We start from the raw sequence: 13,002 nt of genomic DNA on the forward strand, positions 1-13,002 counted from the left end.
TAGAGCCAGCCTTAATGATAAATCCCGATCGGGCTCAATTCATCGCCGCGCGTAGGTTTTTTATAATTGAAGGGTAGGTACACCGGGATGAGGGTTCCCCTGGAATTCACCTCATCAGTGTACGAAATCACCGGTGTCCCCTCAACCTGACTGCTGGCCAGGGCAATGAAGGCCGGCACCCGGAACGTATCCGGGTTAAGAATCTCACCGCTATACATCAAATTGGTATCCACAAACGTGGCTCCTTCTTTTGCTCTTAACCAGCGCGTATTCCCCAACCCGGCCACCTCATCCCCATATTTTTTTCCGGCAACCCACGTCATATACCCGGGATTCCCTTGATAGTACTTATCGGTCCACCCCCACTGATCTGGCGCTGAAAGCATCCACTGAAACGCCCAGGCCCCCTCCCACGCACTCTTGCACGCGCCCTTGCCAGCGGTATAGGCAAGATCGGCGGCATCATTCCAGGTTTCAGACGTCTTCCAGGGAAGCCCATCTCCCTCGTGGGTTTTAAGGCCCATTGTGAAAAACGTGTCATCACCGACCAACGTCCAGGGAATGGCGGCGATAGAAAGGGAATCCAGCGGCGCAGGAAGGGAATCCAACGCGGCCAGCACGTCATCCGTGCCGCCCCAAGGCACCCCGCCGGCATCCATGAGGCTCCCCACATACTGGGGGATCACCTCAATGAGATTATCCCCCCCGCTGGCCTGCGCGATCTGGTGCGCATATCCGATGGCCAGAATAGGGAACGCCGTCCTCGCCACCTCCTGGAAGTCATTAATAGCCGTTGCAAAGTACTCCTGGCCCTTGTCGATAACCGGAGCCGCCGAGCACGCCAGGCAGGAAATGCCCGCCGCCGTCAACGCCCCGGCATAGGCCGATGTCCAGAAAAACGGTTTGGCGGCATGCACCGCCGCAATGGCAAAAACAGACGCCCCACAACCCACCAGTGCCACCGATTCTGCCGTGAATAGAATTTTGTTCCCTTCATAGTGGATGTTGTTCAGATGCTGAATCACATTGCACCCTCTCGCCTCCCACAGCGCCGCCGCCTCGGCCGCCGCATCCACGGCATTTTGCGCCACAATACGGTCATAGACCGCCTTGTTCGTGTCCCCATTCAGCACTACCGTCATGACGACAAGAAACATCATCGTCCCGGACAGCAACAATGCGCTCCCGGAAGTGTCTTTCCGGAGATTCCGTATTCTGGCAAAGATTTTCATGGTTTCATCAACTTTTCCAGCCGGTCCGTTTGAGTGATCACATCGGCTTTAGCGTTATTGCAGGATACCTTCTTTTGAGCCTCCAGCGCCTGCGCGTCCTTTAATTCCTGTTCGGCCACAGCGCGAGCAGGCGTTCCAGGATCAGTCTGAGCCACTTTTGTCTGGGCGGCTAGCGTGGCTTTATGGGCATTATCATAGTCTTCACATTCATGTTGGGCCCGTTTCTGAGCCTCTTCAATATCCTTCTGCAACTGCTTCATCTCCTCGGCCTTTTTCTCAAGTTCAGGATCCGTCACTTCAGCGGCAGTCTCGGTGTCAGGCAACCGCGGCCGAAACGACTCCTTGGCGCCCCACTCCGCATAGCCCATGGAACACTTGCTCTGGATATTGATATGTGGACAAAGACTGAGATACTCATCCAACTCATCAGGGATATCGAATCCCGCCAGAGACTTTCCCTGCTCCCTCAGCATTTGATATTCGCCATAAGATTTCGGAATTCCTTCAAGCCCCTCGCGCAGGGATTCCAGCCCCGAAAAAATTTTCTGCCCGCCGATATAATTCCAAAGCTCCACCAGACCGGGAACGTAGATGGGCTGCGGATAATTGATTTCCACATCCACCTGCTTGGGGTTGCCACTGGTATGAATAGAAATGCTTCCACCCAGAACACTGGAGTTCAAGCGCAGATTCTTGGCCACGAGGTAGCCCTTGATCAGTTGCTCCGCATGGGACCCCGTAAGCTCAAAGTCTGAAAGATCATACCCGAGGGCGGTGGTCTCGCCGGGCATGAGTCGGGCGATCGGGGCTAAGGCCATCGCCGCCGCGCTGGTGGCAAAATCAACCGCGCGGGCATCGCTGCCTGTTTCATGGATACTCAGGGCAGCATGCACCGCATAAGAGCGGGCCGCCGCATAGGCGGCATAGTTCCCAACCTGGTAGGCCTGAACAATAGCAACATATTGAAGCATGGCGAAAAAGAACAGCAGCACAATCGGGATGACGATGGCAAACTCAGTCAATGACTGGGCTCTGTCATCTTTTACAATCCCGGGGCCATTTTTTCTCAAGTTCACGCGTTCAGTTCATCCTTGTTATTTCGCACCACACAGGAACATGGCCATTTCACAACCAATCGCAATCGCCAACCCATATGGCACAAGGACCGGCTCAACGTTAACAGGCCCACAGGCCGTGGTCTTGCGCCAAAAGGCCAGCCGACGCATCCCGTTACCAATTCGCAGCCATAAGTCCCTCCGCCAGATCACGATCATGAACGCCAGACCCACTCCCACCAAAGCGGTATAGAATAATGCAGGCTGGATCAGCTTGGCCCCCATCAAGGCACCGGCCGCGCCCATGAGTTTTACATCCCCCCCGCCCACGCCGCCAAACACATAGAAAAGGAATAGAAAACCGAACCCGATCAGCAACCCACCCAAACTCGACCAGAAGGCGGGCATCCCCTGCAGGTAGCCTAAACACAATCCCACGGCCATCCCCGACAGGGTCAGCCAATTAGGAATCCGGCTATTCTTAATTTCACTGTAGACGGCTACGGCAAGCATCGCCGCCAATACACTCAAGGCTACTATATTTTCCACTGTCGTTGTCATCATGGCATGTTTCCGACCCGCTCAGGGCCCTGGATATAACAATAGAACGGTAATGAGGTTATACTGGGCCCGGAGAGCGGTATATAAAGGATTGTCCGGATGAAATAGCCAAAAGACCAGCGGCAGCGTGATACCCAGCATCACCACATATTCAGTGATGGCCTGGCCACTCCTGTTGGATAGTCGTGTCATTGGTGCTTTCAATTGATGGTAATCTCCACGGGCAACGCCACCGCCTGATTCTGCCGATTCACCCCTTTAAGCAGGATATGGCGGGCGCCCCCTCTTTCCGCCGCCAAACCCGTTGCCTCAACATAAATACGGTAATTCTCAGAGGTTGGATCAGGATCTATTTCGCAGCGGAACTCGCCCGTCGAGGGCACCGCATCCAGTAACGAAAACGCCTTCTCGCCATGCTGTCTCAGCCACAAGGTACGTGTCTGTAATTCATCCTTTGCCTCGAATGTTAATTGCGAGGGAATCACCTCATAGTCCTCCGGAAAATCAATTCTTCCCGCAATATTACAAGGCGGATCATTCGTATTCTGGCTATGCACGGTTACACCAAAAACGGAGCGCCCGCGCGGCAACGGCTTTTCCACCTGCACTATGACCTGGTACCGATCCCGCGCCACCTCAACCACGGTGGCGAACAGGTTGGTGTTATCACAATCAGCTAGCGAAAGGGGCTCGTTCAGTCTCACCAGTGATGCGATCTCCACATAACTTTTCTGCTGCTCCACGGCTCCACCCACACTCAACTCCACCGGCGACACCCGATAGAGAGGCACCAGCGTAGCCAGCAGCTCCAATGTCACTCCGGCAGATAAAGGGTCATCGGTCTCAAGCGTCACCTGACGGGTGATATCACCACTAAGTTGACGGGTGTCGAGTACACAATGTGCGATCGTGCTCGCACCTGACGCGATGACGGACTCATCCAGATAGACTTTCATGCAGGAATCGCAACTGGTAATGACGCGCCGGATGGCCAGCCTGGCGTCCCCGGTATTTCGCACAACAAAGTCATGCTGCATATGATTGACATTCGTCACCGTCCCGAAATTCCAGGCGGAGGATTCAACTGAAATGCGCGGCGAGGCAACGACCGAAATCGCAACCCCGACCATAGCGACAAACGCCGGAACATATGTGAGCTCACTGCGCATAATCTTTCAATTTATTTGATGCCCGCAAATAGTAGTCTTCGTCAGGGGCGCTCAGTTCAAGCGCGGTTTTGAAAGCCTTCCGGGCCAGATCTGCCTGCCCCAATTCCTCATGAACAATCCCCCGTTGATAGGCCGCGCGGGCCGCTGCCGTCATCTTTTTCTGCACCTTCTCCATGGACTGAATCGCCTTCACATTGTTCGTGTCGGCCTGAAGCGCGACTTTATACAATCTCAATGCCTCCCGCTGGTTTCCGCCGTTCAAAGAGGACTCCGCCTTCACGCAATTCTCGCTGGATAATTCCGCCAGCCTTACCGCAAGCCGTTTTTTAGCCTCCATCGCCCTTTTGCGCAGCATATTCAAAGGATCGTCTTCAACCTGAATCACACTGTCGCAGGCCCGGAGATACCGCCACAACATCGCCACATCATCAGGCGTCTCCATGGCCTCGGCGCTTGCCAACGGCCCGACCAGAGGCTCAATACGCCGGATCCGATCGCGCACCTCCAGCATCGATGCATTAGCAAACGATGTCTGGAGCCCACCCTCACACTCGCCCAGTGCTTCGGCAATCAGCCCCTTCTGATATTTCGCCTTTGCCCTATCGAGATATTCTGCCACCTTCCGGTTACTGGCGATGTTATCGAGACCCTCTTTCGCCTCAATGAAGTACATACTGGATTCAGGTATCGCCTGCAAAGCAGCCTCAGCCATGTCAACCTGCTGATGCTCAAGACAATTCTTCGCCCTGGCCAAATTCTGCTCGGCTTCACATTCCCTGACAGCCACATCCAGACGCTGGCGCACCAGAGCTGACTTCGGGAACGCCTCTTTTGCTTTTTCCAGCAGGGCCACCGCATCACGCCAGTTTTTGGAAGAGGCAGCGACTTTCGCGTTCTCGATCGACTTGATGACCGCCTCCAAATTCCGGGCCTGCGGGTTGTTCGGCGAATTCCGCAGCACTTGGTAACAAAGCTCCTTCGCGCGCTCATAGAGCTCTTTTGCTGCTGCCAACTCAGCTTCAGCGAGGGTTTCCCTGGCCGCCAACTCCGCCCTCACGATCTTGACCCCCGCCTTGGCCTCCGCTCGAGTGGCATCAACTTTCAGTGCGGATTGATAACACTCCAATGCCTTTGTCAGCTCACCCTGCTTGTACAATGTGTTAGCCTCATTCACATAGTCCCCCGCAATGTCCGCAGGCTGCAAAAGCTTAATCGCCACGAGCACCAACGCCATGACGACCACCCCCAGGATGATCCGGTTTCGCAATTGGCGCTGTTTCCGTAAATTGGACTTCCGGAACAACAGCGTCGAGACCCCAATCTTGATGTGCTGGCCATTCTCAAGTGCCGCATGCTTGACCTTGATCCCATCCACAAAGGTGCCATTACTGCTATCCAAATCCTCGATCACATGGCGTTCACCATCTCCTGTAATTCGGGCATGACTAATGGATACTGCGTCATCGAGCAGAACAATGTGATTCTCCAATCCCCGCCCGATCAGCAGAGGGGACTCCCAATCAGCCACTTTCCCACCCACAAAAGGCCCCTCAACAATGGCCAGCTGAACACGCCAATCCTTTTGACCCACCGGGGAAGCCACTTTACGACCCAGTCCCTGGCTCTCTTTTTTAGGCCATTCCTGAACGCGGGTGGCGCCGCTCACGGGCTCATCAGGGTCTGCCTGATTCCGGTCCAGAATAAACTTCAACCGCGTGACCCCGATGTCGATTTCATCTCCATCATTGATCTGTTTTCGCGCCTCAAGAGGGATGCCGTTCAGCAGGGTGCCATTCCGGCTCCCTTTATCCTGAAGCCAATACGCGTCCCCCTTCCGGGTCAGCACGATATGCTGGCGGGAGGCCATAGGCTCATCCGGCAACACCAGATCGCAGCGGGAAGAGCGGCCTATAACAAAAACATCTTTATTAACGGCCGTCTTTTGCAGCTGCCGTTTTTCTCGCGTCACCACCAACATTGCGATCATAAAGCCTCATTTCTTAGGTGACAGCCGCCGCAGCAACTGGATCATTTCCTGGTAAGTCGGATCTGTTTTATCAGGCAGCATTTGAATCAGTTTCTGAGTCGCCCAATAGGCTGTTTCGCGGTCACCTTCTTTCATCGCCCTCTTGATCTCATAGCGTTGTTCCCGGATCGCCTGGTTGTATAAATTCATGGCTGAACGCAGGCTGATGGCCGCTTCCTGATACCCCTTCGCCCGCTCGGGCCGGGCAATGGATAACTGCAGCGCCTGCTGATATTCCTGAATGGCTCGATATAAATTGTCCTGCTTAACATTCCGGCTGGTGACCAGGGAATCCCCGTTACGCTTATGCTCATCAATCAACCGGTCAACCCCATCCGGATTACTCAACGCCATTTTCTGCATCGCATCGTCCGGCAACGGGAAATCAAAAGTCTGTTGCCCCTCTAAAAGCGCAAAGCTCGGTAACAGCCTGGAGAACACCAGGGCCTGCTCCTGATAGCAGGCGGTTGCGCTGAAACACTCCACCACAATCCTTGTTCCTCCGTTTAAAAGGTAGAGCCCTTTTCCTTGTCCATTCTTGAGCTTGAATCCATAAAACACACACAACAGGTCGTTCAACGTCATTTTCTTTGATCCGAGGAACACATGATTGGATTTCACAGAGTCCTGATATTGCTGAAAGCCCTCGGTCAGTCCTGTCGTTTCATATTCGACCCCACGAACCACCTCCACACGCATTCGCGTCCAGGCACTATCCCCCATCCTGCCCAATCCGACAATGAGCGGGGCACCAGGCCTCGCGGCAAAGCGCGTCCAGGAGCTCGGATAGGAAATGCCCAAGGCGTACACGGGGTCGGTATAACGCTCCAGGGTGTCGCTCGCCGCAAGGCTTGGCTCCTTCACCATAAACATCCAGGCGCCCCCCGCGACGATCAGAAGGACACAGACAACGAGAAGATATACCGCCATCTTTTTCCGCGACCGGGTTCCCGGAGGAGGAGGCGCCTTCCACTTGGGCAAGTCGGACGGATTCAGCATTCGCGTCTGCTCGCCCACGATCCCCCTTGTGGCATCTGGCTCGGCATCTCCCTCGTCTCCCCCCCGCAACTCATCCATCGGCTCCATGAATTTAGTACCACTCGTCCCCGAGGACGACGGCCCCAAGTCGTCAGACGCCCCCGCAGCCGGGTCCGGCACCTCCTCATACCGGAACTGAACGGCTCCCACTTCCAGAATGTCTCCGTTCTTCAACACCGCGACGCCATTCAGACGCACTCCATTCAGATTAGACCAGCGGGAGCTTTTATCTTCAGCCGCTACCTGACCGGATATCATGCGAAGCTCGAGATGGCGTCGCGACACCCGGGGATCATCAATGTGAAAATTGGCCGAACCAGAACGCCCTATGACAAACAGGGGCCCCTCCAGCAAAAGGGATTTCCCTGATTCCGCACCGGTTAAAATAATGAGCTGCTTCTTCATGTCACTCTCTTATTTCGCATAGCTGGTGATCATCTGAATAAACACAGGCGCCAGGATCATCAGAAAAACCGCCGGCATGATACACAGCACGAGCGGCGCAAGCATCTTAACGGGCGCTTCCTGTGCCGCTTTTTCAGCGCGTTGCGCCCGCCGGATCCGTAGCATGTCGGACTGCACCTTCAACACCGGGCCGATACTTGCCCCCAGCCGATCAGCCTGGATTAATGAAGAGACGACGGCGCTCAAATCCTGAAGCTTGACCCGGCTAGCCATCTCCCTGAGCGCATCACGCCGGGGACGCCCTAGTTCAATCTGATTGAAGAAAAACGACAATTCATCCTTTAAAGGACCGGCCCGGTGTTTCTCGACCACGCGACGCAAGGCCGTCAGAAAATCCAGCCCTGCCTCTACAGAAATCGTCAACAAATCCAACGTATCAGGTAACTCGAGGGCAATGGACTGCTTTCGCCGCGCGGCCCGCTCCCCGATATTCGCGGCGGGAAAGATAAAGCCACCCATCATGAGTCCAAGATAAACCAGGATTTGCTTGGGCCCCTCAAACAGAAAATCAAATATCCCCATCTGAAACAGCAGAAGGCCCCAGATCACGGGAAACAGGAGCATCGCGACAACCTGGATGCCCAGCAGTTCAACCCCCATCAGCCCGCCGGGCTGTCCCGCCGAGATCAGCATGGCGTCATGATTCCTGACATACGAGGCTACCGGCTGCCCGAATCGCGCAACCGCCATTTCCCCTGCGACCGCAAAAAACTGCCTTAGTTTAATATTCATGGGATCAATACTTTACCGCCGCAATTTTACGCACCCAGATATACCCCACCACATCCATGATCACCACCAATACCAGAGCCAAAAACCCATAAAAGGTGGTCCACATGGTCTGCATCAACTCTGGATTGACCTTCCACACAAAGAAACCGAACACATAAGGCAGGAGCCCTACAATGAGGGCCTGAAGCCGGCCTTGCGCGGTCAGGGAATCGGCTTTGCCGCCCAGCACCTTTCGCTCGCGCACCATGAACACAATGCGCTCGAACACTTCCGCCAGGTTTCCACCCAGTTGCCGCGTGATCTGAATCGCCGAGACCGCCAGATCCAAATCGGCATCCTTTGTACGGGTCACACAATTTTGCAGCGCCACGTCAAGGTCAACACCTACCCGGTATTCCCGGCGAATCAACTCAAACTCCTGCGATATTGGCGCCGGCATCTCCTCAATCAGCATATCGATCGCCTGCTGCAGTGTGAATCCTGCCCGCATCCCGTTCGCCATCATCACCAGCCCATCCACAAGCTGCTCGCTGAAGGCGCGCCGCCGCTTGACGCGCATGATTATAATCACCAATTCCGGCAGAAAATATCCGATCAATGCCACCATCAGGGCGACCACAAAAGGGACCGGCGGTGTGGCTTCCCAGCTCAAGAGCAACCCGATCAGACCGCATCCGAATGAGACTGCCCACTTAACCTTGTGCAGGCTCTCCACCGAAATGAAAATGAACATTTCTTCAAGCCGGCGGGCAACCTGCTCCTTCTCGCGGAAGCCGGACCGCTTCACGAGCGTCCGCAGGGGCCCATAGGCTGCAAAGCAAATCGCCAGGACTGCAAAAAAACCTAAAATGAGTATGAATTCCAACATAACTGACTACTCCGCTGCAGGAACAAACATCGCCATATCCACGTCCAGGCCGGCTTGTCGCAACTCCTCGACAAATGTGGGAATGACCCCGGTGGCGGTGTAAACCCCTTCAATCAACCCCGCATCAGTAATCCCCGTGCGCCTGAACGTGAAAATCTCCTGTAAGCGGATCTCCCCGTCATACATCGAGGCCACCTCGGCAATGGAGGTCACTTTGCGGGTTCCATCAGAAAACCGGGAGATCTGGACAATCAGGCTGACCGCTGAAAAAATCAGCTCCCGAATGGCTTTCAGGGGCAGATCCATGCCGGCATAAAGCACCAGGTTTTCCAAACGCCGGATGGCATCGACAGGGGAATTGGCATGAACGGTCGTCAGCGAGCCATCATGCCCGGTATTCATGGCCTGCAACATATCCAGCGCCTCGCCGCCACGACACTCCCCCACCACGATCCGGTTGGGCCGCATCCGTAATGAGTTTTTGACTAGATCGCGGATGGTGACATCTCCTTTTCCTTCAATATTCGGCGGCCGCGTCTCCAGCCGCACCACATGATCCTGCGGCAGGCGCAATTCGGCGGAGTCTTCGATGGTCACAATGCGGGCCCCATCAGGAATGAAGGCCGCCATGATGTTGAGCAGGGTGGTCTTCCCGGATCCCGTCCCCCCCGAGATCACTGTATTCTTGGCCGCCAACACCGCCACACGCAAAAAGGACGCCATCGGCTGAGTCAGGCTCCCATACCCGACCAGGTCATCAATCACAATTCGTTTTTTAGGGAATTTCCGGATGGTAATCGTCGGACTATCCAGCGCGAGTGGCGGAATAATGGCATTCACACGGGAGCCGTCCTGCAGCCGCGCATCAACCATGGGACTGCTTTCGTCAATTCTGCGCCCGATGGGCCCGACAATCCGTTCAATCGCCGTAAGAATCTCGTTCTTGCTCAAAAACATCTTGGCCGACTTCTCGAGGCGCCCCTTCCGCTCGATATAGATTTTCTGGGGCCCATTAACCATGATTTCTGTCACGTCAGGATCTGCCAGCAAATCCTCGAGTGGCCCCAGTCCAAGCGCAGCATCCAGCACCGCTTTTTTCAATTCATTGCGATCATACCCCGGAGGAATCTCTTTTTCGGAGGCTTTGATCAGACGATCCAGCACCTCGCCCGCACGCTGGCGTAATGAGGTGTCCGCCATTTGCGATAAGGTCAGTTTTTTAAGGTTGAGCTCGGCAATGAGTTGCCCGTGGAGCAGGCGCCTGAACTCTTCCGCGCTCGCCTCGGCCTTTTCCTGAAAAACCTTTGCATTTTCGGAAAAAACAAACCGGTATTTCCCAATGAAGAATTCATCGCCGGGCGCCAGAACATTCTGGATAATCCGCTTATCCTTCAGCGTGGTTCCATTGGTACTGCCAAGATCCTGCAACCAGAAAACTTTTCCCCGAACCACGATCTGAGCGTGCTTATAGGAGGCATTTTTGTCACGCAGAATGACGTCGCACTCGGTCGAACGCCCTATCAGTACCCGCTCCCCGGAAATGTCAACCTGTTCGCCGTTGTATTCTCCACCTGATATTACTACAACCGCCATGTGTACCTGATTTCAATAACCGCCTCAAGGCGCTGCTTTTTCTTTAAGAAGGTGCTCCCGCTCCTGGCTGAACGCAGGCGAATTGTCGGTCTGAGGGAAGACCGGCTTGGGAGAAATCAGGACAATCAGCTCCCGGCTTTCGTTCGACTTCTGCTTGTTGCTGAAGAACATACTCAGCAGGGGAATATCACCGAGAAGCGGTGTTTTTTCCTTGAACTGGGTGGCCAACGACTGAACCAGGCCTGACAGCATGATGCTTTCCCCGACCTTGCACATCGCCACGCTCTTAGTGTCAAACTTCTCCAACGAGAACGTCCCCTGCGGCTTGGCGCTGGGCACACTCACCTCAATGGTCACCTCGTTCATGATCCGGTCACGCCCCTGCAACGTCGGCTTCACTTTCAGGATAATCCCGTATTCGATTTTCTCCAGACTGCCGGCATTGATTCCCGACACGGCAAAGTAGGTCGCCCCGCCCGAATGGAAGGTCCCCTCGCCCCCGCTCTTGGTGCTCAGATGCGGTTGCGCCAGTATCTTGGCACTGCCGGCCCCCACCAAGGCATTAATCCTGGCCGACAGATTCGCGTTCACGCTGAAGCTGTTGACTGTTGGCTTCTCGGTCCCGCCCTGCAGGTCAAACTTCGCACCCACGCTGGCGTTCTTCAGCACGTTAAATCCAATATCACTGGCAGAGGCCTTGTCCAACTGCACAAAATGAACGTCGGTTTCAATCATCACGTCCTGCACGCGTAGTAAATTCTTAACCACCGGAACGCGGAGCCTGGCCATTTCCCCGGCGCGTGCCAGATCTGCCTCACTATAGACAACCCCTTCCAGTATAGCCGTGTCTTCTGAAACCCTTACTTTGACGGTATCGCAACCGATGTCGCGAATGATGGCTTCTTCCACAAATTTGCTCATCTCAGTACGATCCAGTCTAGCCATGTTCAGGATCACGCCCGAATAGGCCTCGCCGACCTTCATGACCCGGTCGTAATCCGACTTGGTCAGGACGCTCCCTTTCAGGACAATCTTGCTTCCCACCTCCTTAACCTCAAGCCCCTCAACGTCCGAAAGCAGTTCCTTGATCTGCCCCAGCATATCCTGAAGGTCACTTGTAACCTTGACTCGGTATGACAGATCCGCACCCTGCAAGCGCTCCACACGAACCTCGGATGAACCCTCCATCAAGCCCTGAACCAGAACTGAACGCCCGTCGCCATCAGGCCGCGCATCCACTACCGCCGGGTTGGCAACGCTTATCCTCCTGACACCCTCTGCCACGGCAATCCGGCTGGAGGCCCCCTTGACCACAATTACATCCTCGGCATAAACCGGAACGGCTAAAGCCGCGCCAAACCCTATGCACCACAACAAAGCACTAGCTGTCTTCATATGATTGATCCCCTGTGTTCAGACTTAATTCAACACCGGTACCGGCACCGTTTTCGACCCCTTCTGCACCTCAATGATCCGCATGGCCCGCTTTCCGTCCAAATCACCCACAATCGTATCGATGGCCTCAAACGTAATCCGCGGCAATTCAGCCCTGGCTTTGATATCCTGTGCCCCGTCCCGGCGCAAGACGGCGCCCAACTCACCGTGTGCGGAGGCGAACATTAGCAATTGGGCCTCCTGCAACGTCAGCGAGAGGGTAACATCCCCACCGCCTGACCCTCCCGCAGCTCGCCCCGCGCCAAATGAATCCCCTAAAGCCAACACGGTCACATTCTGCAGCAAGACCACATTCACCATATCAGAACCCTGTCGCCAGGTTGCCGTCGAGTTGGGGATTGACTGAGCCGGCTTCGGCATCGCAAATGAGCCAATGATATCAATATGGTCATTGGGCTGGATCAAGCCGCTTTTAATGCCTTTTGAGATCGATACCGTAAACGCCCCCTCCCCTGCGGGGATGGCACTCGACAAGCCGGACTTATCCTCGCTGACCAGATCAGACCAGAGCACGATCTGACCCGCCTTGACCGGAACGCGCAGCTTACGCCCGATAATCTGCTTCAACTCCGCACTCCCCTTGATCGCTTGAGCGGGGATAAATTGCTCGGGGACCTCTTTAGGCACAAACATTTCCATGGTCAATTCAACGCCAGGCGCAATTTTCACTTTAGCCGATACTACCGGCATCCCCTTCAGCTTATCCTGAGTCGTCTGCTCCACACGCTTCACGTAGGAATGGACGGAAAAGATCGCCAACACACCGATAATAATAGCAATGACAATAGGAGTTCGATTTTTCATGGCA

Annotated in this window: 11 protein-coding genes; all 11 read right to left on the reverse strand. The window is 54.9% G+C overall.

The features are described from left to right. Positions 1 to 11 precede the first annotated feature (11 nt). The gene (locus WCS52_06815) at positions 12 to 1,232 is read right to left on the reverse strand and encodes a hypothetical protein (GenBank protein ID MEI6166888.1); all 1,221 of its coding nucleotides are present in this window, start codon (positions 1,230 to 1,232) and stop codon (positions 12 to 14) included. Continuing rightward, complete coding sequence (locus WCS52_06820) at positions 1,229 to 2,308, reverse strand: TadE/TadG family type IV pilus assembly protein (GenBank protein ID MEI6166889.1); 1,080 nt, start codon at positions 2,306 to 2,308, stop codon at positions 1,229 to 1,231. Before WCS52_06820 ends, WCS52_06815 begins: the two co-directional genes overlap by 4 nt. Before the next feature lie 18 nt (positions 2,309 to 2,326). Further along, the gene (locus WCS52_06825; GenBank protein ID MEI6166890.1) at positions 2,327 to 2,851 is read right to left on the reverse strand and encodes a prepilin peptidase; all 525 of its coding nucleotides are present in this window, start codon (positions 2,849 to 2,851) and stop codon (positions 2,327 to 2,329) included. Between the two features lie 197 nt (positions 2,852 to 3,048). Next, positions 3,049 to 4,017, reverse strand: a complete 969-nt coding sequence (locus WCS52_06830) for a DUF1573 domain-containing protein (protein MEI6166891.1) — start codon at positions 4,015 to 4,017, stop codon at positions 3,049 to 3,051. Beyond that, a complete protein-coding gene (locus tag WCS52_06835) occupies positions 4,007 to 6,004 on the reverse strand; it encodes an FHA domain-containing protein (protein ID MEI6166892.1) in 1,998 nt (665 codons plus the stop codon). Before WCS52_06835 ends, WCS52_06830 begins: the two co-directional genes overlap by 11 nt. A gap of 6 nt (positions 6,005 to 6,010) precedes the next feature. Next, positions 6,011 to 7,486, reverse strand: a complete 1,476-nt coding sequence (locus WCS52_06840; protein MEI6166893.1) for an FHA domain-containing protein — start codon at positions 7,484 to 7,486, stop codon at positions 6,011 to 6,013. Between the two features lie 9 nt (positions 7,487 to 7,495). Continuing rightward, positions 7,496 to 8,278, reverse strand: coding sequence for a type II secretion system F family protein (locus WCS52_06845; protein ID MEI6166894.1), 783 nt, complete (start codon positions 8,276 to 8,278; stop codon positions 7,496 to 7,498). A 4-nt stretch (positions 8,279 to 8,282) separates the two neighbouring features. After that, the gene (locus WCS52_06850) at positions 8,283 to 9,146 is read right to left on the reverse strand and encodes a type II secretion system F family protein (GenBank protein ID MEI6166895.1); all 864 of its coding nucleotides are present in this window, start codon (positions 9,144 to 9,146) and stop codon (positions 8,283 to 8,285) included. Between the two features lie 6 nt (positions 9,147 to 9,152). Then, complete coding sequence (locus tag WCS52_06855) at positions 9,153 to 10,739, reverse strand: ATPase, T2SS/T4P/T4SS family (protein MEI6166896.1); 1,587 nt, start codon at positions 10,737 to 10,739, stop codon at positions 9,153 to 9,155. Positions 10,740 to 10,763: 24 nt separating this feature from the next. Beyond that, positions 10,764 to 12,134 (reverse strand): pilus assembly protein N-terminal domain-containing protein, encoded by a 1,371-nt coding sequence (locus WCS52_06860; protein MEI6166897.1) that lies wholly within the window; start codon positions 12,132 to 12,134, stop codon positions 10,764 to 10,766. Between the two features lie 24 nt (positions 12,135 to 12,158). Further along, positions 12,159 to 12,998 carry a Flp pilus assembly protein CpaB gene (gene cpaB / locus WCS52_06865; protein ID MEI6166898.1) on the reverse strand — a complete coding sequence of 280 codons (840 nt, stop codon included), beginning with the start codon at positions 12,996 to 12,998 and terminating at the stop codon, positions 12,159 to 12,161. Positions 12,999 to 13,002: the final 4 nt, after the last annotated feature.

It is taken from the genome of bacterium (assembly GCA_037128595.1).
Lineage (GTDB): Bacteria > Verrucomicrobiota > Kiritimatiellia > CAIKKV01 > CAITUY01 > JAABPW01.

Excerpts from the sequence above, each read along its gene's own strand:
- WCS52_06855 (MEI6166896.1), bottom strand. The coding sequence starts at position 10,739 with ATGGCGGTTGTAGTAATATCAGGTGGAGAATACAACGGCGAACAGGTT.
- WCS52_06840 (MEI6166893.1), bottom strand. The coding sequence starts at position 7,486 with ATGAAGAAGCAGCTCATTATTTTAACCGGTGCGGAATCAGGGAAATCC.
- WCS52_06845 (MEI6166894.1), bottom strand. The coding sequence starts at position 8,278 with ATGAATATTAAACTAAGGCAGTTTTTTGCGGTCGCAGGGGAAATGGCG.
- WCS52_06830 (MEI6166891.1), bottom strand. The coding sequence starts at position 4,017 with ATGCGCAGTGAGCTCACATATGTTCCGGCGTTTGTCGCTATGGTCGGG.
- WCS52_06815 (MEI6166888.1), bottom strand. The coding sequence starts at position 1,232 with ATGAAAATCTTTGCCAGAATACGGAATCTCCGGAAAGACACTTCCGGG.
- WCS52_06860 (MEI6166897.1), bottom strand. The coding sequence starts at position 12,134 with ATGAAGACAGCTAGTGCTTTGTTGTGGTGCATAGGGTTTGGCGCGGCT.
- cpaB (MEI6166898.1), bottom strand. The coding sequence starts at position 12,998 with ATGAAAAATCGAACTCCTATTGTCATTGCTATTATTATCGGTGTGTTG.
- WCS52_06850 (MEI6166895.1), bottom strand. The coding sequence starts at position 9,146 with ATGTTGGAATTCATACTCATTTTAGGTTTTTTTGCAGTCCTGGCGATT.
- WCS52_06825 (MEI6166890.1), bottom strand. The coding sequence starts at position 2,851 with ATGATGACAACGACAGTGGAAAATATAGTAGCCTTGAGTGTATTGGCG.
- WCS52_06835 (MEI6166892.1), bottom strand. The coding sequence starts at position 6,004 with ATGATCGCAATGTTGGTGGTGACGCGAGAAAAACGGCAGCTGCAAAAG.